This is a genomic window from Serratia sp. GW822-FHT06D09, assembly GCF_058799515.1.
The window spans coordinates 1-24,347 of record NZ_JBXALO010000009.1; the positions used below are offsets into that span (position 1 = coordinate 1).

At 55.8% G+C, this 24,347-nt stretch carries 24 protein-coding genes; 14 read left to right on the forward strand and 10 right to left on the reverse strand.

Annotation, left to right across the window (positions count from 1 at the left end; translation table 11 throughout):
* The 3 genes from AC1RKG_RS19360 to cbp21 form a co-directional block, all read right to left on the reverse strand.
* Positions 1-65, reverse strand: a 65-nt coding sequence (locus AC1RKG_RS19360) for a hypothetical protein (protein ID WP_373417573.1), incomplete at its 3' end; no start/stop codon positions are given.
* Between the two features lie 17 nt (positions 66-82).
* Positions 83-1,033, reverse strand: a complete 951-nt coding sequence (gene tal, locus AC1RKG_RS19365; protein ID WP_046372969.1) for a transaldolase — start codon at positions 1,031-1,033, stop codon at positions 83-85.
* Positions 1,034-1,328: 295 nt separating this feature from the next.
* Positions 1,329-1,922, reverse strand: coding sequence for a chitin-binding protein/chitosanase CBP21 (gene cbp21 / locus AC1RKG_RS19370; RefSeq protein ID WP_020828023.1), 594 nt, complete (start codon positions 1,920-1,922; stop codon positions 1,329-1,331).
* 405 nt (positions 1,923-2,327) lie between these two features.
* On the opposite strand from cbp21, the gene AC1RKG_RS19375 reads away from it, so the two are divergent.
* A complete protein-coding gene (locus tag AC1RKG_RS19375) occupies positions 2,328-3,269 on the forward strand; it encodes a LysR family transcriptional regulator (protein ID WP_020828022.1) in 942 nt (313 codons plus the stop codon).
* 361 nt (positions 3,270-3,630) lie between these two features.
* Here AC1RKG_RS19375 and chiB read toward each other — a convergent pair whose 3' ends face one another.
* Positions 3,631-5,130, reverse strand: a complete 1,500-nt coding sequence (gene chiB / locus AC1RKG_RS19380) for a chitinase ChiB (protein WP_115058347.1) — start codon at positions 5,128-5,130, stop codon at positions 3,631-3,633.
* A gap of 296 nt (positions 5,131-5,426) precedes the next feature.
* Between chiB and AC1RKG_RS19385 the strand changes: the two genes are divergently transcribed.
* From AC1RKG_RS19385 to maeB, 5 genes are all read left to right on the forward strand, one after another.
* Positions 5,427-5,753, forward strand: a complete 327-nt coding sequence (locus AC1RKG_RS19385) for a phage holin, lambda family (RefSeq protein WP_020828020.1) — start codon at positions 5,427-5,429, stop codon at positions 5,751-5,753.
* A gap of 10 nt (positions 5,754-5,763) precedes the next feature.
* A complete protein-coding gene (chiX, locus tag AC1RKG_RS19390) occupies positions 5,764-6,144 on the forward strand; it encodes an L-Ala D-Glu endopeptidase ChiX (RefSeq protein WP_461545427.1) in 381 nt (126 codons plus the stop codon).
* Positions 6,141-6,524 carry a DUF2570 family protein gene (locus tag AC1RKG_RS19395; protein ID WP_493183608.1) on the forward strand — a complete coding sequence of 128 codons (384 nt, stop codon included), beginning with the start codon at positions 6,141-6,143 and terminating at the stop codon, positions 6,522-6,524. Before chiX ends, AC1RKG_RS19395 begins: the two co-directional genes overlap by 4 nt.
* Positions 6,514-6,678 carry an Rz1-like lysis system protein LysC gene (gene lysC / locus AC1RKG_RS19400; protein ID WP_162302858.1) on the forward strand — a complete coding sequence of 55 codons (165 nt, stop codon included), beginning with the start codon at positions 6,514-6,516 and terminating at the stop codon, positions 6,676-6,678. The genes AC1RKG_RS19395 and lysC overlap by 11 nt, the downstream gene beginning before the upstream one ends.
* A gap of 331 nt (positions 6,679-7,009) precedes the next feature.
* The gene (maeB, locus tag AC1RKG_RS19405) at positions 7,010-9,289 is read left to right on the forward strand and encodes an NADP-dependent oxaloacetate-decarboxylating malate dehydrogenase (protein WP_259218122.1); all 2,280 of its coding nucleotides are present in this window, start codon (positions 7,010-7,012) and stop codon (positions 9,287-9,289) included.
* A 48-nt stretch (positions 9,290-9,337) separates the two neighbouring features.
* Here the strand turns inward: maeB and mmuM are convergent, their stop codons facing one another.
* Together mmuM and mmuP are read right to left on the reverse strand one after the other, a co-directional pair.
* Positions 9,338-10,276 (reverse strand): homocysteine S-methyltransferase, encoded by a 939-nt coding sequence (gene mmuM, locus AC1RKG_RS19410; RefSeq protein ID WP_198639915.1) that lies wholly within the window; start codon positions 10,274-10,276, stop codon positions 9,338-9,340.
* Positions 10,266-11,675, reverse strand: coding sequence for an S-methylmethionine permease (gene mmuP, locus AC1RKG_RS19415; RefSeq protein ID WP_020828013.1), 1,410 nt, complete (start codon positions 11,673-11,675; stop codon positions 10,266-10,268). The genes mmuM and mmuP overlap by 11 nt, the downstream gene beginning before the upstream one ends.
* A 194-nt stretch (positions 11,676-11,869) precedes the next feature.
* On the opposite strand from mmuP, the gene AC1RKG_RS19420 reads away from it, so the two are divergent.
* The 4 genes from AC1RKG_RS19420 (at position 11,870) to AC1RKG_RS19435 (ending at position 18,194) form a co-directional block, all read left to right on the forward strand.
* Positions 11,870-12,709: a ChaN family lipoprotein gene (locus tag AC1RKG_RS19420; RefSeq protein WP_048760987.1), complete on the forward strand. Its 840-nt coding sequence runs from the start codon at positions 11,870-11,872 to the stop codon at positions 12,707-12,709.
* Positions 12,710-12,847: 138 nt separating this feature from the next.
* Positions 12,848-13,612, forward strand: a complete 765-nt coding sequence (locus tag AC1RKG_RS19425; RefSeq protein WP_493183609.1) for a TonB family protein — start codon at positions 12,848-12,850, stop codon at positions 13,610-13,612.
* Between the two features lie 77 nt (positions 13,613-13,689).
* The gene (locus AC1RKG_RS19430) at positions 13,690-15,822 is read left to right on the forward strand and encodes a S9 family peptidase (protein ID WP_410528881.1); all 2,133 of its coding nucleotides are present in this window, start codon (positions 13,690-13,692) and stop codon (positions 15,820-15,822) included.
* 131 nt (positions 15,823-15,953) lie between these two features.
* Positions 15,954-18,194 (forward strand): TonB-dependent receptor domain-containing protein, encoded by a 2,241-nt coding sequence (locus tag AC1RKG_RS19435; protein ID WP_261135657.1) that lies wholly within the window; start codon positions 15,954-15,956, stop codon positions 18,192-18,194.
* Between the two features lie 17 nt (positions 18,195-18,211).
* On the opposite strand, the gene AC1RKG_RS19440 is transcribed toward AC1RKG_RS19435, so the two are convergent.
* The 3 genes from AC1RKG_RS19440 to amiA form a co-directional block, all read right to left on the reverse strand.
* On the reverse strand, positions 18,212-18,667 hold the full coding sequence (locus AC1RKG_RS19440) for a YaiI/YqxD family protein (RefSeq protein WP_020828008.1): 456 nt from the start codon (positions 18,665-18,667) through the stop codon (positions 18,212-18,214).
* The gene (gene hemF / locus AC1RKG_RS19445; RefSeq protein WP_493183610.1) at positions 18,667-19,587 is read right to left on the reverse strand and encodes an oxygen-dependent coproporphyrinogen oxidase; all 921 of its coding nucleotides are present in this window, start codon (positions 19,585-19,587) and stop codon (positions 18,667-18,669) included. The genes AC1RKG_RS19440 and hemF overlap by 1 nt, the downstream gene beginning before the upstream one ends.
* 69 nt (positions 19,588-19,656) lie before the next feature.
* Positions 19,657-20,544: an N-acetylmuramoyl-L-alanine amidase AmiA gene (gene amiA, locus AC1RKG_RS19450; protein ID WP_493183611.1), complete on the reverse strand. Its 888-nt coding sequence runs from the start codon at positions 20,542-20,544 to the stop codon at positions 19,657-19,659.
* Positions 20,545-20,749: 205 nt separating this feature from the next.
* Here amiA and AC1RKG_RS19455 point away from each other — a divergent pair, with 205 nt between their 5' ends.
* Positions 20,750-21,175 carry a GNAT family acetyltransferase gene (locus tag AC1RKG_RS19455; RefSeq protein WP_020828005.1) on the forward strand — a complete coding sequence of 142 codons (426 nt, stop codon included), beginning with the start codon at positions 20,750-20,752 and terminating at the stop codon, positions 21,173-21,175.
* A 42-nt stretch (positions 21,176-21,217) separates the two neighbouring features.
* On the opposite strand, the gene AC1RKG_RS19460 is transcribed toward AC1RKG_RS19455, so the two are convergent.
* The gene (locus AC1RKG_RS19460; RefSeq protein WP_020828004.1) at positions 21,218-21,616 is read right to left on the reverse strand and encodes a YgiW/YdeI family stress tolerance OB fold protein; all 399 of its coding nucleotides are present in this window, start codon (positions 21,614-21,616) and stop codon (positions 21,218-21,220) included.
* A gap of 171 nt (positions 21,617-21,787) precedes the next feature.
* Here AC1RKG_RS19460 and AC1RKG_RS19465 point away from each other — a divergent pair, with 171 nt between their 5' ends.
* The 3 genes from AC1RKG_RS19465 to AC1RKG_RS19475 all read left to right on the forward strand — a co-directional run bounded on the left by AC1RKG_RS19465 (position 21,788) and on the right by AC1RKG_RS19475 (position 24,326).
* Positions 21,788-22,252, forward strand: coding sequence for a DUF2919 domain-containing protein (locus tag AC1RKG_RS19465; RefSeq protein ID WP_493183643.1), 465 nt, complete (start codon positions 21,788-21,790; stop codon positions 22,250-22,252).
* A gap of 156 nt (positions 22,253-22,408) precedes the next feature.
* Positions 22,409-22,993 carry an RpoE-regulated lipoprotein gene (locus AC1RKG_RS19470; RefSeq protein ID WP_046372982.1) on the forward strand — a complete coding sequence of 195 codons (585 nt, stop codon included), beginning with the start codon at positions 22,409-22,411 and terminating at the stop codon, positions 22,991-22,993.
* 433 nt (positions 22,994-23,426) lie between these two features.
* On the forward strand, positions 23,427-24,326 hold the full coding sequence (locus AC1RKG_RS19475; protein WP_115058356.1) for a Dyp-type peroxidase: 900 nt from the start codon (positions 23,427-23,429) through the stop codon (positions 24,324-24,326).
* The last annotated feature ends 21 nt before the right edge of the window (positions 24,327-24,347 follow it).

Consider the following 24,347-nt stretch of genomic DNA (forward strand, 5'->3'; position numbering starts at 1 on the left):
GCTTTTTGTACGGCGTCCATGCTGAGTGCGCGGATGGCGTTGGCAAGCTCTTTACGAGAGGACATGTTTTACTCCAGAGTGATTACAGTTCAGCGGACAGCATGTCTTCCAGCTTTTGCTGGTCAACGGCGAACAGACGAATACCTTCGGCCAGTTTTTCAACGGCCATGGCGTCCTGATTATGCAGCCAGCGGAATTCGGCTTCGGCCAGCGGGGCAGGTTGGTGGAAGGCTTCGGTGGATGGCGTCAGTTTGCGTTCTACCGGTTGCTCGCTTTGTTTGAGCTGCTCCAGCAGGTTCGGCGCAATAGTCAGACGATCGCAACCGGCCAAAGCCAGGATCTGCTCAACCTTGCGGAAGCTGGCACCCATGATCACGGTCTGATAGCGGTGCTGTTTGTAGTATTCATAAATGTTGCGCACCGATTTGACGCCCGGATCCTGCTCGGCGTCATAGTCTGCAGCAGGCTGTTTGGCCTGGTACCAGTCATAAATACGCCCCACGAACGGGGAAATCAGGAACACGCCGGCTTCGGCACAGGCACGGGCCTGGGCAAAAGAGAACAGCAGCGTCAGGTTGGTGTTGATGCCTTCTTTTTCCAGTTCTTCGGCGGCTTTGATGCCTTCCCAGGTGGAGGCCAGCTTGATCAGAATACGCGACTTATCAATACCCTGTTCCTGATACATGCCGATCAGCTTACGCGCCTTGGCCACGCACATGCCGCGATCGAAGGACAGGCGTGCGTCCACTTCGGTGGAAATGCGGCCCGGCACGCTTTTGAGAATTTCGACGCCGATGTTCACCGCCAGTTTGTCGCTGGCGTTGATCAGTTGGGTTTCTTTATTGCCACCTTGCTGGCGGGCATAGTTCAGAGCTTCGATGATCAGTGGCTTATATTGAGGCAGCGCAGCGGCTTTCAGAATCAATGAAGGGTTAGTGGTGGCATCCTGCGGTTCGAACTGGCGGATGGATTCGATATCGCCGCTGTCGGCTACCACCGTAGTGAGCTGCTTGAGTGCGTCTAATTGGTTCATTAATAAGCTCCTTGACCAAACGTCAATGTAGGGAAATGAGAACGTTTTTCATCGTAGGCTGAACACACTGCATCAGAAGCCCGATGATTAAAATGCGCTTTTTCTGATTGTTGCGATGGATAAGAACAATGGATCCCGAAACGAGCCAGGTAGGGCGCGGTTTTGCAGCCGCTTACCGCACCTGCGAAGGCGGTGTCAGTATGGGCTGACCGAGGGGAAAAAGATGTGGCATAGCGCACTCGCAATAAAAAAGGGTTCAGCACCCGGCTGAACCCTGTGGTATTTCCCTTCCTTATTATTTGGTCAAGTTAACGTCAATCGCCTGATAGAAGGCATTGGTCGTATCTGCTACATCCCACACGGCGAGGATGACGTGCGAACCGCTACGGTCTGCAGGTATGTTGCACTGGTGGGTGACCTGCGCGGCTGGAATCGCACCGCCGTCGTTCTGTTGACAGAACGGCGTCAGGTCAAAGGACGCACGGGTCAGTGGCTGCGACGCATCCCAGTTCGGCTTGGTAATGAAATAACGCCAGCTGGTGGTGCTGTGGCGAGCGGTCAGTCTCCAGGTGAAGGAGTTGGCGCCGGTGTGCAGATTGATCTTGTTCCAGCGGGTTGGCGTTTGCTGATCCAGTTCGAAGAAGGTGGATTTGTCGGCGCTGGCGATATGCCCGTCAGCCGGACCCGCCTGTGGGAAGCCTTTCAAGCCTTCAACGCTCTGTGGTTCATATTGCACACTGCCGCATTGGGTATTGAGCTGCAGTTTGCACTGATAGGAGCGGCTGGCCGGCGTTTCGACGTAACCGTGGGCGGCGGCCTGTTGTGATACGCCGAACAACGCGGCGCTCAGCAGGCCAAGGGACATAAGGGTACGGGAAGTATTGTTCATAAGTCACTCCTGACTGAAGTTGTATTGTAAGTTGGGTTTATTTTCACCGACAAAAAGAGAGGTTATTAAAAAATTAAAAACATCATTCTTGGCGGCTTGTTTTATTTTTACCCTTAGACTCAGCTGTCAGGGTGGAATGTTTTATAGGCTATTAACTAAAATTATTATGATGATTGTCTTTTATTTCTTGATTGAATTTATTTAAACGCTGCTGTCTAAAAAAACGGCGTCATGATGAATTTTATTTAAAGTGTTGATGAATAGTCTTTCAGATGACGTGCTGCAATATAGAGTATATTGCTTGTGGTTTTGCTTACTCTTGTGTGACTTGAACGACTTTTACGCGCCAACCACTTGGGAATTTAGTGTCATTTTTTTCTTATTTTATGTCAAAGAGGAATTTGTATGACTAGATTATCCCTGGATGCGATTAAAATAATCAGCACCATCAAAAGTACCGGCTCTTTCTCAATGGCGGCGGAGGCGTTGCATAAAACCCCTTCGGCAATATCTTACCGGGTTTCCAATATAGAAAGTAAACTCTGCGTGAAACTTTTTCATCGTAATGGCCCGATGATTACCCTGACGGATGAAGGGGAATTCCTGCTGCAGGAAGGTGGCTGGATTTTAAATGCGGTACAGGATCTGGAAAGTAGGGTAAGAAACATCCCAAAGTTCGATAATAATATCCGCATCGTGGTTGATAATTTCTTTCCGCTGGAAACGCTCACCCAGGATATCCGCGACTATATCCAGCACAGCCCAAACGCCAACATATCCGTGCAGCGTGAAGCGCTGAATGGCACCTGGGATGCGTTGAAGAACAACCGGGCGGATTTGATTATTGCCATCGGCCAGATCCCGGACAGCGTGCAGGCCAAGACGCTGATGCTCGGCAAGCTGAATTTTGTCCTGTGCGTTTCTCCTTCTCATCCCTTTGCGGCGCAGAAAAAGCCGGTGGATAAAAACCAGCGGCTGAACGATATCGTGGTGGGCATTGCCGACAGCAGCCACGAGCTGCCCAAGCGTAACCATGGCGCCATGCCGTTGCAGCGCCAACTGATGGTATGCGACGTCGAGAGCAAATTGGCGCTGTTGAAGCGGGGTATTGGGCACGGCTTCTTGCCGCCGGCGCTGATAGAAAAAGAGCTGGCCAGCGGCGAGTTGGTGACGGTACCGGTCGATATGCAAAAAGGCGATGAAATGATTTGGCTGGCCTGGCATCCGGCCAGCAAAGGGGCCGGTTTTAGCTGGTGGCATGAGCGGCTGACGCGCAAAAGCGACGTCTTCAGTCTGCTGGGGCGGGAAGTAATACGTGATGGGGGTTATCCTTGGTGTAACAACTGAGGGAGTGACCACGAAGGGATGCGAAAATTAAACGTTTAATTTGCAGGCTGCGTCCCACCATTGCACGTGAGCGCCGCTGGCGGTCATTTGGACGCGCAGCAAGGCGCGAGTCGTGAGGTTTGGCAGGCCAAATAAGCGGCTCGTAACACAGGTGCGCGTTCAAATGGCCCCAGCCCTTCGGGTCGCGCCCCAAAAGCCCGTACTCTGCGTTGTCGGGCTTGAACGTAGGCCCGCTATGCCCAGCACCCTCCGCCTTGATTACGGGCTTTTGGGTCTGCGACGGCGTCATGTGCAATGGTGGGACGCAGCCTATAACCCCGTCGCCATCAGCCCCGGGGTTTTTTTATGTTGTCGCTGACCGTTACGCCACGCGACCCACTTTCAGCCAGGCGGTATCGGAACCCGGCACGGCAGTGATATAGCCCCACTTGGCCTGCCAGACATAGCCCTGATACGACACCAATGCTCCCTGGTTATAGGTGGTACCGGCAACGTAGGCCGGGGCGCTCATGATTGGCAGATTACCTGGGCCAACGCCGGTATAGCGCAAGCCGGTGCCCATATCCAACTGGCTGTCGTCATAGTCCGGTGCGTTGAAGTAACGGTCGAGTGAGGCCAACAGATCGCCATTGCGGTTGTCCTGGCCCAGGTGCCAGAACATCACGCCGCCCAGTTGCTGCTGTTTGATGTACTTCGCCTTGTACTTGAAGCTTTCGGCATCGTCATAGGTGACGAACAGGCCATTGGCCGCGTGGTACAGATACGGCGTTTTGGTTTTATCGTTCCACAGGCGCTGATAGCCGTAGTTGCCCAACAGCATTTGCTCCAGCTGGCGGTAAGAGGCGATGCGCGGATCCTTGTCGCGGACGCACTCTTCACAGCCGACCAACCAGTAATCGGTGCCAGGGAAGGGATCTTCCCCCGGCGTGCTGTGGCTGCTGTACTGGCCGCCGTTAGTGGCGCTGACGCCTTTGAACGCCCGGCCGTAGAACGGCACGCCCATGACGATTTTGCTGCTCGGCACGCCTTCCAGCATCAGATGTTGCTGTACGGCGGCGTCTACCGTCAGGCTGAACGGGCTGGGGAAGGCGCGAGTCAGCTCTTCCCAGCTCCAGCCGAGATTGGCTTCACGCAGCGCGTTATAGAAGGTTGGCCCGGCGCTGTCGCCAAACAAGCCTGCCTGGTGGTTGGTGATTTTTTCCCATGGGCCGGCCAGATCGTAGGTCATCAGGTTGATGTAATCGAGTGAGGCGACGATCTGCGGCAGCTTGCTGTAGTAGCGCGACAGGAAGAACGCGCCACCTGCACCGGCGATGGTCAGTTGGTAAGGCAGCGCCTGACGGCCGTCGGCCTGGGTTTGCTGATTGAGCAGGGTGCGGATTTCCTGCAGCGCGGCGACAAAACCGTCGACCTCGCTGCTCTGCGGGTATTCCCAGTCAATGTCTACGCCGTCAAAGCCATAGTCTTTCATGATGCGGACGCAGGATTGCGCAAATTTGGTGCGTGCCGCCGGGGTTTTGACCGCGTTGACATAGTTGGCATGGGACACCCCCAGATCGTTGGAGTAATACCAGCCGCCGATGGAGAACATGATGCGCAGATTCGGGTTATGCGCCTTCAGCGCAGTCAAACGGCTAACCACATCACGCGCCTTGGCGTCATTGGTTTCCGGATCCCAGGCACACTCCAGATTGCTGTTAATGTCGAGGAACGAGAAATTAATGTGGGTCAGTTGCCTGGCCTTGGCCGGTGTAATATTGGACACCGGGAAAGGTACGATTGAAGTATCGGACTCGGTATAGTGATTAATTTGGTTAGTAGGAATGAAATAATAACCAATAACGGCTTTACGTTCTGACATGGTATTTCTCCAGAGTTAAGGTTTTTGTCATTGAGAGTGAATCTCCCGCCGCTATTAATGTTTATTTATCGGATAAAGAGAAGTCGAAATAAATCACAATAAAGATGAATTTTTTATCGGCTTGCCAAGTTATTTGGCAGGGCGGTGTTGTGCCATGGGTGAGCATGAATGAATTTGACTTTAGAGGCTGTATTTATTCATTTGCTTTGTTATAGCATCCTTAACTAGATTCTGATGGTACCGATATTCCACCGGCCGTGATTGGCGTTTAATTAAAATAAAATAGGAGTGTAGCTATGTCCAGCTTAGAGCCAGACGCTGTTGGCTTAATTATTCAGCGAGCATGTGAATATCTTCAGCCGGTGATGAATGCCATTTTGGCAGGGCTCATGGCGCTATTGCACGGGGCTTATCGCAATGTCGGTATGCGGCGCCGTTTATTAAATGCAGGCATGTGCGCGTTATTGGCCTGGACGGTGCGCGACGCTTTGGCGCTGACCGGGCTGGAATTAAAGTGGGCGAACCTTGCCAGCGTGCTGATTGGTTTTCTTGGGGCTGATTATATCAGCGCATTAATTAAAAGATTTATTGGCAAAAAAACGGGGTTTAAAGATGATAAATGAAATTGAAGACATTCGTTTTACCGCACGCAGCGAGACCAATTTAATGGACGTGCATCCGGATCTGGTGCGGGTGATGCGGCTGGCGCTGCATTATTCGCTGGTGCCTTTTTCCATCACCGAAGGGCGCCGCAGCATGGCGCGTCAGCGTGACCTGGTGCGGGGTGGGCAAAGCCAGACGCTGAAAAGCCGCCATTTGACCGGCCACGCGGTGGACGTGGTGGCTATGCCGGCAGGCGTGGTGTCCTGGGAGTGGGACTATTATGCGCAAATCGCGGTGGCGGTCCGTCGTGCCGCGCGAGAGTGTGCGGTTGCCGTTGAGTGGGGCGGGGAATGGAAGACGCTGAAGGACGGGCCCCACTTCCAGCTTTCCTTTAAGGATTACCCGGCATGAGCGGTTGGCTGAGCAGGCTGGCGCAGGGCGGATTGCTGCTGTTGTTGTTGGTAGCCATCTGCCTTGGCGGCTACAGCTCGCTGTTGTCGCACCGGCTGGAGCAGGCGCGGCAGCAGGCGTTAGAGCAGCAAAAGACCCTGGCGCAGCAGGCGGGGTTGATTGCCACGCTGCAAACTCAGGATGCACAGAATCGTGCGCTGATGGCGGCTCAGCAGCAACAGGAGCAGCAGCTGCGGCAGCAAAGCGATGTTTATCAGAGGAAATACCGTGAAGCGATTAAAAATGACGCCTGCGCTGGGCAGCCTATGCCTGGCGCTGTTATTGAGCTCCTGCGCCCAACCGCCACAGCCGGCAGTGCCGGTGGTACTGTTGCCCCCTGAAACGGTGTTTATTCCGTGCGAGCAGCCGCAGCTGCTGGGCAATACCTGGGGTGATGCGCTGAGTTATACCCTGGCACTACAAACCTCGTTACAAATTTGCGCAGGCCGGGTGGCCACGCTGAATGCCTGGCGCGCCCAACTGCCAGCGCACTGATGGCAGTGTTTTTCTTCTTCGTCCTGTGGTACTTCTTTTTTTACTTTTATAAAACTATTTCGATCAAGGTTTTGGCCCGCTTCAAAGTTTGTGACGTTTCTCTCACTATACTACAAGGCTGCGTCCTGCCATTGTAGGTGAGCGCCAGCCCTTCGGGCCGCGCCCCAAAAAACCGTACTTAGCGTTGTCGGGTTTGAACATAGGCACGCTATGTCCAGCATCCTCCGCCTTGATTACGGGCTTTTGGGTCTGCGACGCTGGCACGAACAATGGCAGGACACAGCTTAATAGCCTTACCTCAACATAAAAGCAAAAAGCATAGGAACCTACAATGGACGAACAGCTCAAACAGAGTGCGCTTGATTTCCACCAATATCCGGTCCCAGGGAAGATCCAGGTATCCCCCACCAAGCCGCTGGCAACGCAACGCGATCTGGCGCTGGCCTATTCGCCGGGCGTCGCGGCACCTTGTCTGGAAATTGCTGCCGATCCGCTGGCGGCCTACAAATATACCGCGCGTGGCAACCTGGTGGCGGTCATTTCCAACGGCACGGCCGTGCTGGGCCTGGGCAATATCGGTGCGCTGGCCGGTAAACCAGTGATGGAAGGGAAGGGCGTCCTGTTCAAGAAGTTTTCCGGTATCGACGTGTTTGATATCGAAGTCGATGAGCTAAACCCTGACAAGCTGATCGACATCATCGCCGCGCTGGAGCCGACCTTCGGCGGCATTAACCTGGAAGACATCAAAGCGCCGGAGTGTTTCTACATCGAGCAGAAACTGCGCGAGCGCATGAAGATCCCGGTGTTCCACGACGATCAGCACGGTACCGCGATCATCACGACCGCCGCAGTGTTGAACGGCCTGCGTGTAGTGAAAAAGAATATTTCCGACGTGCGGCTGGTGGTTTCCGGAGCCGGCGCCGCGTCGATCGCCTGTCTGAACCTGCTGGTGGCTCTGGGGCTGCGCCAGCAGAACATTACCGTCTGCGACTCCAAAGGGGTTATCTACAAAGGCCGTGACGCCAATATGGAGCAGACCAAGGCGGCTTATGCGATTGAAGATAACGGCCAGCGTACGCTGGGTGACGCTATCCCTAACGCCGACATCTTCCTCGGTTGTTCCGGCCCGGGTGTCTTGACTCAGGATATGGTGAAAACCATGGCCAGGGATCCGTTGATCATGGCGCTGGCCAACCCAGAACCGGAAATCCTGCCGCCGCTGGCGAAAGCCGTGCGCCCGGACGCCATTATCTGTACCGGCCGCTCCGACTACCCGAATCAGGTAAACAACGTGCTGTGCTTCCCGTTCATCTTCCGCGGTGCGCTGGACGTGGGGGCGACCACCATTAACGAAGAGATGAAGCTGGCCTGCGTGCATGCGATTGCCGATCTGGCGCTGGCAGAGCAAAGCGACGTGGTGGCGTCGGCCTATGGTGATCAGGATCTGTCATTTGGCCCTGAATACATCATTCCCAAACCTTTCGATCCGCGCCTGATTGTTAAAATCGCTCCGGCAGTGGCCAAGGCGGCGATGGAGTCTGGCGTGGCGACGCGGCCGATCGAAGACTTTGATGCCTATGTCGAAAAGCTGTCTGAATTCGTTTACAAAACCAACCTGTTCATGAAACCGATCTTTGCTCAGGCGAAGAAGGAAATGAAGCGGGTGGTGATGGCGGAAGGCGAAGAAGAAAGGGTACTGCACGCCACTCAGGAACTGGTGTCGCAAGGCTTGGCCTATCCGATTCTGGTGGGGCGCCCGAGCGTGATCGAAATGCGGCTGAAAAAACTCGGTCTGCAGCTGACGCCGGGTAAAGACTTTGAAGTGGTGAACAACGAGTCCGATCCGCGTTTCAATGAATACTGGGGCGAGTACTACCAGATCATGAAACGCCGCGGCGTTTCGCAGGAACAGGCGCGCCGTGCGGTGATCGGCAACCCGACGCTGATTGCCGCCATCATGCTGCATCGTGGCGAGGCGGATGCGATGATCTGCGGCACCATCGGCAGCTATCACGAGCATTACGACGTGGTTGAAAAAGTATTTGGCTTCCGTGAGGGCGCCCATGTCGCCGGGGCGATGAATGCGCTGCTGCTGCCAAGCGGCAACACCTTTATCGCCGACACCTATGTCAATGACGATCCGACGCCGGAGCAACTGGCGGAAATCACCCTGATGGCGGCGGAAACCGTGCGTCGTTTCGGCATTGAGCCGAAGGTCGCGTTGCTGTCCCATTCCAGCTTTGGTTCTTCCGATAACCCGGCAGCCTGCAAGATGCGTAAAACGCTCGAGTTGGTGAATCAGATGGCACCGGAGCTGGAAATCGACGGCGAGATGCACGGCGATGCCGCGTTGGTTGAGAGCATTCGTAATGATCTGATGCCGGACAGCCCGCTGAAAGGCTCGGCCAACGTGCTGATTATGCCGAACATGGAAGCGGCGCGTATCAGCTACAACCTGCTGCGTGTGTCGTCTTCGGAAGGGGTTACCGTGGGGCCGGTGCTGATGGGAGTAGCGAAACCGGTACACATCCTGACGCCAATCGCCTCGGTGCGCCGCATCGTCAACATGGTGGCGCTGGCGGTTGTGGAAGCGCAGACCGCACCGTTATAAGCCTTCGGCATTAAACCGCCCCCTGACGCCTTGGCGCAGGGGGCTTTTTTATGCCTTGCAGAGTGCCGCGATCTGGCGAATATCCTTTGGCGTAGTCCGGCAGCAGCCGCCAATCAGCCGTGCGCCGATGCGTTGCCATTCTCCTACCTGATCAATCAGGCTGCCGTGCTCGCCGCCGCAGGCGTGCCAGGTTTTGCTCACCGCGTCGTAATGTTCGCCGGAGTTTGGATAGACCAACAGCGGTTTATCGGTCAGCACGGCAAATTGGCGCAGCGCCGGAGCTACATTTTCCAGCGCAATGCAGTTGATGCCAATCGCCAACGCCTGCGGATTGCCGTGCAGCGCTGCCAGCACCTGCGTCAGCGGCGTGCCGTCGCTGAGGTGTTGGCTGTCGCGCAGGGTGAAGGCGAACCAGGCGCCGAGCGTCGGGAATTCTTGCAACAGCGTGAGCAACGCCTGCAGCTCGGTGAACGAGGGCAGGGTTTCACAGGCCAACAGATCTACGCCGGCCTCGGCCAACGCACGGATGCGTGGGCGGTGGAAGGCGATCATTTCTTCCTGCGGTAATGCGTAATCGCCGCGATATTCAGAGCCGTCGGCCAGATAAGCGCCATAGGGGCCGACCGAGCCGGCGATCGGCAAGGGGGTTGCCTGCGGGTGCTGAGCCAGAAAGTCGCTGCGCGCCTGTTGCGCCAGGTGCACGCTTTTGGCGATCAGCGCCAGTGACTGCTCGTGATCCAGCCCCCGGCGCAAAAAGCCCTGCGGCGTGGCCTGATAGCTGGCGGTGATGGCGCACTGCGCCCCCGCGTTGAAATAGTCGAGATGAACCTGATAAATCAGCTCGGGGTTTTCGATCAGCACCTTGGCCGACCACAGGGGATCACTGAGGTCACAGCCGCGAGCCTCCAGTTCGGTCGCCAGTGCGCCGTCAAGGATCAGCGTGTTGTGGGTAGCCAACAGCGTGGCGACGGGGTTGTTAACCGACATGATTTTCTCCCAAAGATGTTTTTTGCCCGCTGCGGCGGGTCAGATAATAGGCGGCGTAGCACAGTGCGACGAACGGCAGCCCGCAGTAAAGCGCGATGCGCTGCTCCGGATCGAACGCCAGTCCGATACAGGCCAGCAGGCACAGGGAAAAACCGACGATCGGCGTTAACGGATAGCCCGGCGCGCGGTACTTCAGGCCGGCGATCGGCTGGCCGCTGCGCAGATAGTGGCGGCGGAAAGCGTAGTGTGAGGCGCAGATGCTCAACCAAACTGCCACCACGGCAAAGCCGGAAATGGCCGACAGGGCAACAAACACCGTGTCCGGCGCAATCACGCTGGTTAACAGCGCCAGTACGCCGCCAAGCATGCTGAAGGTCAGCGCATTGATCGGAATGCCGCGTTTATTGACGCGAGAAAAATAGGCCGGCAGGGTGCGCTGGTTGGCCAGCGACCACAGCATGCGGCCCGAAGCGTACAGGCCTGAGTTGGCGGCCGACAGGATGGCGGTCAGGATGACGAAATTAAAGATATCGGCGGCATAGGGCACGCCGATGCGTTCAAACACCAACACAAACGGGCTTTTGACAATCCCGGCCTGATCCATCGGGATCAGCGCAGCCAGAATAAACACCGTGCCGACAAAGAACAGCATCAGGCGGATCACCGTGGTGCGTATCGCCCAGGGCACCACCTTTTCCGGATTTTCGGTTTCGCCTGCGGCAATGCCGATAAGCTCCGTGCCGGAGAAAGCGAAGTTGACCGCCACCATCGTCATCAGGATCGGCAGGGTGCCGTTGGGCAGCCAGCCGGAGGCGGTCAGGTTATGCAGAAAGGGAGCCGGGGTGCCGTCTTTCATCGGCAGCAGGCCAAACATGGCTGCTCCGCCGAGGATGATAAACGCCAAAATAGTGATCACCTTGATCAACGAGAACCAGAATTCGCTCTCCGCGAAGAAGCGAGTGGTGACTACGTTGAGCAGGAAAATGGCCGCGCAGAAAATTAAACACCACAGCCAAACCGGCGACTGTGGGAACCAATACTGCATGCAGAAACCGGCGGCGGTCAGGCTGGAACCGAGTGCGACGGTCCAGGTGAGCCAATAGAGCCAGGCCACGGTATAACCGGTCGCCGGACCAAGATAGCGGGAGGCGTAAACGTGGAAGGCGCCGGTTTCCGGCATCGCCACCGAAAGCTCGCCCAGGCACAGCATGACCAGATAGACCACCAGTGCGCCAATCAGATAGGCCAGCAGGGTACCCAGGGCGCCGGTGGTGGAAATGATATAGCCGGTGTTGAAAAACAGCCCGGTACCGATCACGCCACCCAGCGACAGCATCACCAGGTGCCGAGCCTTCATGGTGCGTTTGAATTGCCCTTCGGCGGGGACAGGTGAATGCATGGTATTTTACCCGTATAGACGTCTAAGCTGCTAAATGGCTATTGGTTATACCCGCAATACTTCATGAAATCAATGCGTGGTCAGAGATCCTAAAGTAAAAAAATAGTTATCGATGTCGCAGGAAAGGGGGTTGTCTATATGCAAATGATAATTATTATCTATAATGTCGCCACTTTTTATGACAGGGCAGCATCATGAGACTTTTGATTTTATTGGCCGCGCTGGCGCTCGCCGCCTGTAGCCAAACCCCGGTTTCCTCGCCAAAAACTACCCTTGATAGTTTGGGCAAAATTACGGATTTGCGCAGTGGAGAAAGCCTGTCACCTGACCAGCTTCTGGCCCGTTTGGCCGCTCAACCGCGGGTCATTGTCGGCGAAAAACACGATAACCCCTATCACCATCAGATTGAGCTGTGGCTGGTGCAAAACCTGCCGCAGCAGCGTCCTCAGGGTAGCGTGCTGATGGAAATGATTAACCCGAATCAGCAAGACAAGGTTAACCAGGTGAAACAGTGGCTGCAGGGGGACCCCAGCGTTCGCGACGGACGCGTAGCGGAGTTGATCGGCTGGCAGTCGGGGTGGAAATGGTCGCTGTACGGCGATGTGGTAATGGCGGCGATGCGTGCACCCTATCCGCTGTGGTCGGCTAACCTGGATCGCGATGAAATCATGGCTTTTTATCAGCAGCCAAGTTTCCCGCAGGGCCAACTGTCGGTGCGTCCGGTGGTGCAGAAAGCGCTGGAGGAAACTATTCGCACTTCGCACGGCGGCAAGATTGAACCTCAACAATTGCATGCGATGCTGGCGATCCAACAGCAGCGTGACCGCCGCATGGCCGAACGCCTGCTGGCCGCGCCCACTCCCGCGCTGTTGATTGCCGGTGGCTACCATGCCGCCAAATCCGTAGGAGTGCCACTGCACGTGCAGGATTTGCAACCGGCTGCGTTGCCAACGGTACTGATGCTGGCGGAACCCGGGGTGCAGGTCGACAAACAGGTGGCCGATTACCTGTGGATAACCCCGGCCGTAAAATGAATCTGTTAAGGCAGTGAAAAGGACTGTTAATAATAATTACAAATGATTATCATTAGCAAATGTGATCTGCAATCATTCGCAATTAAGTAATCTAATGTCCCTATGCTAAGTCAGTCTTTCTCTTTTTCGGCCCCTGCGATGCCGCAACCGCGCTGGGCGCGCGGTTTTGTGTGCGCTATCGCGGCACATGTGGCGCTGGTACTGTTGTTTTACTGGCCGCCACGCTCGCTGCCGCCGATGCAATTGCCGCCTCCGGCGGTAATGATGAGCTGGGCCGCGCAGATTGAAGCGCCGGAAAGTCCCAAACCCTTACCGCTAGGCGTACAGCAGGCGCAGTCGTCTGCTGCACAACCGGCTGAACAGCAAGAACAACCCGACTTACCAAAGCTGGCAAGGGCTGAAAAAACCAAGATTGCCGTGGCCGAAAAGAAGCGAACTGAACAGCGGCCGCCGCAGAAAACTCAGCCGAAGCCCGAGGAGCAGGCAAAAGAGACCAAACACGCTGCGGCCTCCAGCGCCGCGGCACCGAAAGCGTTGAATGTTGCCCGGCAGGCGGCGGCACCGCTGAACAGTGATTCCGCCAGTCAACTGCAGGCCAAGCTGTCGTGGGAAAGCCAGGTTAAGGGGCTGCTGAACCGCATCAAACGCTATCCGTCGGATGCACAGCGCCGCCGCCGTACAGGCATGCCGCAGGTGGTCTTTACGGTGGATGCGCAGGGCCGGGTGTCTGATTTGAGATTGCAGGCGTCGTCAGGTACCGCCTCGCTGGATCGAGAGGCACTGGCGGTGGTGACTCGGGCGCAGCCTTTGCCGCAACCGCCGGTGGAGATGCTTCAGCAGGACAAGGTTCGGGTGACGATGCCCATCGATTTTAATCTGGCGGCGTTGCACGCCGTCCAATAGTTTATGCCGACGGCAGCGGCCTTTTGTTTGCTGAAACAAAAGCAGGCGTTGCCGATGTCAAACCATCGTGAGGGACTATGAAATATCCACTTTTGCCGGGTCGTTGTTGGCGTGCGGCAACCTCTGTCGTGATCTCATTAAGCTTAATGGGCCAGGCCGTTCAGGCGGCACCGCAGGCTCCCAGCGCGGAAATCATCCCGAAAAAGTTGACCGCCCAGGGTGAAACCCGGGTAGATGATTACTATTGGTTGCGCGACGACAGCCGCCAGAATAAAAAGATGCTGGATTATTTGACGGCGGAAAACCGTTATACCGAACAGATGATGCAGCCGTACAAAAAACTGCGCGATACGCTGTACCAGGAAATGCTCGGCCGCATGAGCCCGGAAGATCGCTCGGTACCTTATCAACTGAACGGCTACCGCTATCAGGAAAGCTATGCGGCGGGCAAGGATTTTGCCCTGTACCAGCGTCAGGCCCTTACCGCCGATGCGCCATGGCAAACCTTGCTGGATGCCAACCAGCGCGCGACAGGGCAGGCTTATTACCGTGTTGGCGGTCTGGAGATCAGCCAGGACAATCAGCGGATGGCGATCGCCGAAGATTATCAGGGGCGCAGGCAGTACCGTATTTCGTTGCGTAATGTCGACAGCGAGAAATGGGCCGCGGAAGTGATTGAAAACACCTCTGGCGACATGGTGTGGGCCAACGATGGCAAGACGCTGTTTTATATTCGCAACCATCCGCAAACCCTGTTGCCGTATCAGGTTTATCGCCATCAGTTCGGTACGCCGGTCGCGGACGATAAACTGGTGTATCAGGAAGATGACGCGGCGTTTTATCTGAGCCTGGCTCATTCCTCCTCCCGCGACTACCTCATTATTACCATCAGCGGCAACACTACCTCTGAGGCGCGGCTGATCGATGCCAACCAACCGCTGAAAGCGCCGGTGCTGTTTGCCGCCCGTCGGAACGGCCATGAATATTACCTCGACCATTATCGCGGCGAGTTCTATTTACGCTCCAATCACCAAAGCCCGCATTTTGGTCTCTATCACACCGCGGCGCTCGATAAACCGTGGCAGACGCTGATTGCGCCGCAGGAAAAGCGCGAGGTCGAAGGTTTCACCTTATTCCGCGACTGGCTGGTGGTGAAAGAGCGTGGCGATGGCCTGGTACAGCTACGGCAAATCAGTTGGGACGGCAAAACCCAGCGCAGCATTCCGTTCGATGACGCCAGCTACATGGCCTGGCTGGGCTATAACCCCGATCCGGACAATCAGCACCTGCGCTACGGCTATTCGGCGATGACCACGCCGACCAGCACCTACGAATGGGATCTTGATAAAGGCACTCGTACTCTGTTGAAACAGCAGGAAGTGAAAGGGGTTGATCCCAGCCAGTACCACAGCGAACGGGTGTGGATCAGCGCGCGTGACGGTGTGAAGGTACCCGTCTCGCTGGTCTACAACCGTGCGATGTTCAAACCGGGGCTCAGCCCGCTGCTGGTGTACGGCTATGGCGCCTATGGCATGAGTATGGATCCGGCCTTCAGCGCCAACCGCATCAGTTTACTGGATCGCGGTTTTGTTTATGCGCTGATCCACGTGCGTGGCGGCGGTGAATTGGGGCAGAACTGGTATCAGCAGGGCAAACTGAGCCATAAACCCAACACCTTCAGCGACTTTATCGATGCAACCCAGGCGTTAATCAAACAGGGTTACGGCCAGCCGGGGCGTATCTATGCCATGGGGGGCAGCGCCGGCGGCTTGCTGATGGGCGCGGTGATCAATCAGGCGCCGCAGCTGTATAACGCGGTGGTGGCGCAGGTGCCTTTCGTGGATGTTTTGACCACCATGCTCGACGACAGCATTCCACTGACCGTCGGCGAATATGAAGAGTGGGGCAACCCAAATCAACCAGAAGCCTATGCGCTGATGAAGTCTTATAGCCCCTACGACAACGTACGCAAGCAGACGTACCCGAACCTGTTGGTGACCAGCGGCCTGTATGATTCGCAGGTGCAATATTGGGAACCGGCAAAATGGGTGGCCAAACTGCGTCGCTTTAAACAGGGCGATTCGCTGCTGCTGCTGGCCACCGATATGACGGCCGGGCACGGCGGAAAATCGGGCCGACTGACGCGGCTGGAAAATAGCGCCTTGGAATACAGCTTTATTTTGGCGGTGGATCAGAAAACGCGGAAATAACCCTTCTGGCCGCCAGGAAATAACCTGGCGGCTTATTAAAACGATAAAGCGTTAATTTTACCGTCGATTTCGGCGGGCTTTGTGCTGGGCATTGTCGGCCATAACATCTTTTTGGTCATTTCTGGGGATCTATGAAAATTAAATTACTGGTAAGCCTGATCGGTGCGGGAATAGCGCTGAGCGGGACGGCGACGGCTGCGCAAGACGGGGCAGACAATGGCAAGGGCAACGTGGTGTTTAGCCCGTTGAACGTTTCGGCTGCGACAGAAAGCGACCGTAGCGAAAAGGAGGCGTTAGAAAAACCGGGTGCCTTCAGCTCACGAGGGGAAAATAAGAATCTCGAATCGGTAGACAGCATTTTGCGCAGCATGCCGGGCACCTATACCCAAATCGATCCGGGCCAGGGATCGGTTAGCGTCAATATCCGCGGCATGAGCGGCTTTGGCCGCGTTAATACCATGGTGGACGGTATTACCCAGAACTACTATGGCAGTTCGCCGAGCGATGCAGCCCATGGCGGGTTACCCACCAGCCAGTTCGGTGCGCTGATCGACCCCAATTTTATCGTCGGCGTTGATGTAGCGCGCGGCAATGCGACGGGCTCCGCCGGAGTGAATGCGTTGGCAGGCAGCGCCAACTTCCGCACCCTGGGTGTGGATGACGTGGTGTTTTCCGATAATCCCTTTGGCGTGCGCACCAAATTTTCCGTGGGCAATAACGGCATTGGCCGCAGCGGCATGATTGCCGTGGGCGGGAAAACCGGCGCCTTTGGCGAAGGCGGCAGCCTGGGCGCGATGGCAGCCATCAGCGGCAGTTCCATCACGTCTAATTACAAAAACGGCTCCGGTTTTGACAGTGAAGAGTTTAACGTTGATAAAACTTATCGACAGAACCCTAAATCCCAGTTATTCAAAGTCGATATTAAGCCAGACGCTTTTAATAGTATCGAACTGTCGGCCAGGACCTACCAGAATAAAATAACCCGCCGTCATATCGACAGTAATGACTTCTATATTAAATATCACTATGCGCCTTTCTCCGAGCTGATTGATTTTAATCTGACAGCCAGCACCAGCCGCGGTGAGCAGAAATTCATGTCTGACAATATGGCAGGGTTTAGCGACAGCAAGGCGAAAAATATCTCGGACGCGCTGGACGTCAATAACACCAGCCGTTTCAGCCTGCAGGAAGTCGATTTTGCCTTCAGCTATGGTGGCAAGCTGATCCGTAACGAATACAAGAAGCACGCATCCGGGCTGGTAACCGACGATAACCAGGCGGAAAGTTCGCCGGTGGGGATCGCGGGTAAACAAAATATCGCCAGCCTTTACAGCGGGCTGCAGCTTAACTACGGCATCTGGCAGAGCAACTTTGATCTGAACTACAGTTCCTATGATATTTCCGGTTATAAACCTGCCTGTGATGAGCGCGTGGCCTGCTTCCCGCAGGGGGCCAGCAATATCAATTTGAAAGAGCACGGTTTTAATCCGTCGGTGCTGTTATCGGCGCAGGTGACGCCATGGTTGCAGCCGTTTGTCAGCTACAGCAAGTCGATGCGCGGGCCGAATATTCAGGAGGTATTCTTCGCCAACAGCGGCGGGCAGTCGATGAACCCGTTCCTGAAGGGCGAAACCGCCGAAACCTACCAGGCCGGCTTCAACGCCAATGCTCATGACCTGTTGTTCAAGCAGGACAGCTTCCAGCTGAAGGCGGTGTATTTTGAATCAAAGATCAAAAATTACATTTCCAGCCAAAACTACATGGTGTGCAGCAATCGCGAGAAGTGCAACCGCTCTCAGGCGACGCAGGAAGAGTGGGATAACGCCGATGAGAATGTCGTGATGACCATGTACAGCAATGCTTATGAGCCGGTCAGAATGCGTGGGGTGGAAGTAGAGGCAATGTATGATGCCGGTTTCGCCTACACCAAACTTTCCCTGAGCAAAGAGCACACCAGCCAACCGACCAATCAGGCCAGCAACGAATTCGGTGCCGGTGACATCAGCGAACTGCCGGAATTTTATTTCACTTTAGATTCTGGGGTTCGTTTGCTGGACGAGAAACTGACGCTGGGCGGATTGGTCAAATACACGGGTAAAGCGGTTCGCCTGTCGCCAAATTCGGATCGGGACGAAAATGAGCAATTGCTGAAAGAGCCTGCGCCGCACATCCCGACGATTATCGATCTGTACAGCACCTATCAGTTCAACCGTAACCTGCTGTTGAAATTCAGCGTACAGAACCTGATGGACAGAGACTATTCCGATGCGTTGAACAAGATGAACTCGATGCCGTCCCAGGGACAGGACTTCACACCGACTAACACCGCCCGCGGCCGAACCTATATCTTCGGCGGGGAGGTGCGATTCTAAGCGGAGTACGGGCGCAATCACTGCGCCCGTTTTGCCTGCTGCAACCACTTGTCCAGCTCGTTGGCGAACTGCTGACGGTCGCGCTGGTTCAGCGTATTCGGGCCGCCGGTCTGGATACCGCTGGAGCGCAGGGTGTCCATAAAGTCGCGCATGTTCAGGCGCTCACGAATGGTGTCCGGCGTATAGCGTTCCCCGCGCGGATTCAGCGCCACCGCGCCTTTTTCGATCACCTCGGCAGCCAGCGGGATATCGGCGGTGATCACCAGATCGCCTTTCTCGCAGCGGCGCACGATTTCGTTATCCGCCACGTCAAAACCGGCCGCCACCTGCAGAGTGTGGATATGCCTGGAAGGCGGCGTTCTCAGCGGTTGGTTGGCAACCAGCGTTACCGACATGGCGGTACGATCCGCCGCGCGAAACAGCACTTCTTTGATCACGTTGGGACAGGCGTCCGCATCGACCCAAATCTGCATTATTCCGGCTCCTTCAACCAATCGCGCACCGGCAGGAAATCACGGTAAAGGGCCGCTTCCGGGCTGTCTTCCGCCGGTTGATAGTTGTATTCCCAGCGTACCAGCGGCGGCATCGACATCAGGATGGATTCGGTACGTCCGCCGGTTTGCAAGCCAAACAACGTGCCGCGATCCCAGACTAAATTGAACTCGACGTAGCGGCCACGGCGATACAGCTGGAACTGACGTTGGTTATCGCCCCAACTCAGCGCCTTGCGTTTTTCCACGATCGGCAAATAGGCATCGAGGAAGCCTTCGCCCACCGCTTGGGTAAACGCGAAGCAGGTAGTGAAGTCGGGCGTGTTGAGATCGTCAAAGAACAGGCCGCCGATGCCGCGCGCTTCGTTGCGGTGCTTGATAAAGAAATAGTCATCGCACCACTTTTTGTATTTGGGATACACCTGCTCGCCGAAGGGGGCGCACAGCTGTTCGGCGGTGCGGTGCCAATGAATGGCATCTTCTTCAAAGCCGTAGAAGGGGGTCAGATCAAAGCCGCCGCCAAACCACCACACCGGTTCTTCGCCCGGCTTTTCCGCAATGAAAAACCGCACGTTGGCGTGGCTGGTCGGGATATAAGGGCTGCGCGGGTGGATCACCAACGACACGCCCATCGCCTGGAAGCTGCGGCCGGCCAACTCGGGGCGGTGCGCGGTAGCGGAGGCGGGCAGGGTGGCACCGGAGACGTGTGAGAAGTTGACGCCCGCTTGTTCGAACACCGCGCCGTCGGTCAATACCCGGCTGCGGCCACCGCCGCCTTCTTCCCGCGTCCAGCGGTCCTCGTTGAAAACGGCGCCGCCGTCGGCCTGAGCCAGCTGCGTGCAGATGCGGTCCTGCAGTGCCAGCAGGAAGGATTTTACTTCTGCGATGGTCGATAAACTCATACGGATTAATTCACAGCGTCTGACTGAACAAGCCGCAGAGTATACCTTTATTCACCGTGGCTGGCAGTATCAGCCGGGTTTTCGTTGGTGTGAATCGTAATAGCTGAAGAAACTGATCACACCGTCGGCGATGGCGCGGGCGATTTTCTCGCGGAATGCGGTGGTGCCAAGCAGGCGTTCTTCCGCCGGATTGGTGATAAACGAGGTTTCGACCAGTACCGACGGAATCGACGGGGATTTCAGCACCGCGAACGCCGCTTGTTCGGTGCTGTTGCTGTGCAGATGATGTACCGGACGGATCTGGCCGAGCACGTGGCGGCCGAGCGTCAGACTGTTGTTGATGGTATCGGTTTGCACCAGGTCGAACAGCACCTGCTGCAGATAGTTGTCCTGATTTTTGTATTTGCCGCCGGCCACGTCATCGGCGGCATTTTCGCGGTTGGACAGATAACGCGCCATGGCGCTGCTGGCACCGCGATTGGATAGGGCAAACACCGAGGCGCCGGAGGCTTCCGGGCTGGTAAAACCGTCGGCATGGATAGAGATAAACAGGTCGGCCTGATGCTGGTGGGCAATCTCCACCCGCTGAAACAGGGGGATAAACTCGTCTTCTTCCCGCGTCAGGCGCACTTCAACGTGTTCCTGTTCGTGCAGAATGCGACGCACGTGGTTGGCAATCTCCAGCACCACGTGTTTTTCCTGCGAACCTTCTCTGCCGACGGCGCCCGAATCGATGCCGCCGTGACCGGGGTCGATCATCACCAGCCTTTTACTGCCGCTGGGTTTGGGCGCAGTTTTAGCGTGTTGCTTGCGCAGCATGCCGCCGGTTTCGGCTTGGGCCGTTTGGCTCTTGCTGCCGAGCAGCACCAGCGCCAGACCAGAAAGCAGTAATTGACGTCGCGTGGGGGAAACGGGGAGCGGTTTAAAATTGAGGAAGGGTTTAATCTGCTTTTTCATAACGCTACGCTCCATCGACAAATTCTATTTTGCGACGTTATATCGTATTGATAATCATTAATCGACCGGATAACTATGTCCATTTATTACGCGAGTTACCGGGGATTTCTGCATTATTGCCCGGGGAAATCGCAGTTTGATATTGCGTAAGTGAATAATCCCGCGATAATCAGATAAACATCTTAATTAACAGCGGCGAACATCGATGGAAATTCGCGTATTTCGACAAGACGACTTTGAAGAAGTCATTACCCTGTGGGAGCGCTGCGATCTGCTGCGGCCGTGGAACGATCCTGAGATGGATATTGAGCGCAAACTGAATCACGATCCGGATCTGTTTCTGGTCGCGGAAGTGGGCGGGGAAGTCGTGGGGTCGGTGATGGGGGGATACGACGGTCATCGTGGCTCGGCGTATTATCTCGGGGTGCATCCGGATTATCGCGGACGCGGTATCGCCAATGCGTTGATCAGCCGGTTAGAGAAAAAATTGATCGCGCGCGGTTGCCCGAAGATCCAACTGATGGTGCGGGAAGATAACGACACGGTGATCGAGATGTACGAGAAACTCGGTTACGAGATCCAGAGCATTACCAGCCTGGGCAAGCGGTTGATCGAAGATCAGGAATATTGAGCGATATTTTGGGCGGTGAGGCTTCACCGCCCAAACTGCGCGTTAGGGCAGTTTTTTGATGGTTTTCACGTCGACTTCCACGTTGCTCCAGTCTTTATCCACTTTCCCTTCCAACTGCACTTTATCTTTCGGGGTGATGGTCTGACCGTTCCAGCGTTTTTTGTCGATCTCGACCGTCAGCGTGCCGCTGGCGTCGCGGAAGGTATAGGTCTCGTCGCCGACGCGTTGCTCAATGTTGCCTTGCAGCATCACCCAGGTGTCATCACTCATTGATTTGACCTTGTCGACGGTGGTCAACGCGGCGCTAGGGCCGGAAAATCCGCCTTGCTGCGTGTTTTGGGTGTGCGTTTGCGGTGCCGCAGGATCGAGGAACCCGCCTTGCTGAGCCAGAACCGGTGCGCTACACAGAGCAATTAATGCTGCCAGGGTATATTTTTTCATCTTAAGCTTCCTTATCTCAATCTAGAATCAAAGCCCTGCCAATCAGGACTGCTGGTTTGATGGGGTTAAGTAAAGCATGAAAATCTTAAGGGGTTCTTAAGCGCGCGCATTGAAAACAATAAACACGGCACCCATTTGAAAAATCATCATGATATTGGCAAGGAATCGATGTTGAAGCCACTTCCACCCCGTTTTTCCCCCGACGATTACGATCAGCACGGTGCGTTGCGTTTGCCGCTGTGGTTTTGGGGCTTACTGATTTTACAGGCCCGCACCTGGATCCTGTTTGTGATGGCCGGGGTTTCGCGCCAGCAGGGGGAAGGCCTGCTATCGCTGTTTTACCCGGACACCCAATGGTTCTGGTATGGCATCGTGCTGGGGCTGCCGGCGGCGTTGGCATTTTTGATTGCTCCGCGTCGTCACCAGTGGCCACGGCTATGGCGTGCCTGGCGCTGGGTATTGATTGCTTCGCTGCTGGCAGCGCTGGGCGGTTCCCTGTTTAGCCTGTGGCAGCAAGACGACAATCCTTCGGCGTTGGACATCGTGCTGGCGCTGCTCGATGCGTTGGCGCTGGCTTACTTGCTGCTGAGTGCGCGTCTTAAGGCCTGTTTCGTGGTACAGGATGAGGCGGGTTAATTGCCGCACAGTGCGGCACTTTTCTCATTTTCCGCACTCCAAGCTCGCAACCGATGGCGATGCGTGGACAGTTGTGAGAGGCTGACACGCAACAAAACGCCAAGTGCGGCAGGGCAGAGCAGGCTGTGCCCCGTCATTGATGTTAAGGAGCTAAAAATGAATGTTCGCCCACTGTTGTTAGGGCTTCCGCTGTTACTGACCGGCTGTTCGACGATGTCCAATTTCTCTTGGTCCAGCCTGTCGCCATTTAACTGGTTTGGCAGCAGCCTCGAAGTCAGCGCCAAGGGCGTTGGTGACCTCAACGCCGGTACCCCGATGTCGGAAAGCGCCATTAACGACGGGCTGAATGGCGATTACCGCCTGCGCGGTGGCATGGCTACCAGCCAGGGCAAAATAGTTTCCTACTACCAGGCGATGGACGGCAACGACGTGAAGCTGGTGATCACCGGGGAACCCAAGGGTCACGTGCAGCGCGTGGACGTGATGGACAGCAAAGTCGCGACCGAGTGGGGCAGCAAGCTGGGCACGCCGTTCAGTGACCTGTACAGCAAGGCGTTCGGTGCCTGTAAACCGGCCGACGGCGACGATGCCGGCAAGGTCGAGTGCGTCGCACAGCAGAGCAAGTACGTCACCTATATCTTCGACGGCAAGTGGGCCGGCCCGCAAGATATCATCCCACCGGATGACACGCTGAAAAGCTGGACGGTCAGCAAGATCATCTGGCACGCCAAACCGCAATAAAGCTTCCCCCTGGGCGCCCGATCCGCGGCGCCCCTGATTTATCTGGTTTCCATCCCCGCTGAACGTTAAATCACCGCTACCTTTGGGCGAGATTGCCCGGTTATGGGTAACCCTATTTTCTTTGCGCTGATGCAAGGCAATCCCGTTTTCATCGGGTATGATACTGCGCATTCGTAACAGGAAATCTAGACATATACCCTATGGCTTTAAAGTTGCAGCCAGGCGGCCAGCTCGCTCACCCCGGGCGCTTAATTGAGTAAGTAACGGGGGTGAGCGACAAATCTGTCGGGAACAGATTTGAACGCTGCTTGTAGCGGCCCCGAAGGGGCAAGACCTACGGAGGGGTCTTGTAAGCAGGTAACAACGCTGCGACTTTAAAGACGACGGGTATACAGCAGCCTGTTACTCGATTTCGATTTTGAGGATAACGATAATGACCCAGGTTCAGAGCGGTATTTTACTGGAACACTGCCGCTTCGCCATTTTTATGGAAGCCACCGTGCAGGGCGAATTCGCCGATTTGCGCCAGGGCTGCAAGCAGTTTTGCCAGACGTTGACCGAGCTGCAACAGCAGTTTCCCGATGCGCATTTGGGCGCGGTGATCGCCTTTGGCTATGACGTCTGGCATGACCTTTCCAGCGGTCAGGGCGCAAAAGAGCTGAAGCCATTCACCCCGCTGGGCAAAGGGTTGGCCCCGGCCACCCAGCGCGATCTGTTGATCCACATCCAATCCTTGCGTCATGACGTTAACTTTACGCTGGCGCAGGCGGCGCTGGCAGCGTTCGGCAACGCCATCAAGATTGAAGAAGAAACCCACGGATTCCGCTGGGTGGAAGAGCGCGATCTGAGCGGTTTTATCGACGGCACTGAAAACCCGCAGGGCGATAAACGTCCTGAAGTGGCGGTTATCGCCGAAGGTGAAGAAGACGCAGGTGGCAGCTACGTGCTGGTGCAGCGTTATGAACATAACCTGCGTCAGTGGCAGCGCTTTACCACCGAGCAGCAGGAGCAGATTATCGGCCGCACCAAGCACGACAGCGAAGAATTGCCGCCGGAGCAGCGTCCTGACACCTCGCATGTCAGCCGTGTCGATCTGAAAGAAGACGGCAAAGGCCTGAAGATTTTGCGTCAGAGCCTGCCTTACGGTACTGCCAGCGGTAAACACGGGCTGTATTTCATCGCCTATTGCGCCCGCCTGCATAATATCGAAAAACAGCTGCTGAGCATGTTTGGCGATTTGGACGGCAAACGTGATGCGATGCTGCGTTTCAGCCGTGCGGTGACCGGCAGCTATTACTTTGCGCCTTCGCTGACGCGCCTGCTGTCGCTTTAACCTTTCCTCCGGGGTCGGCCA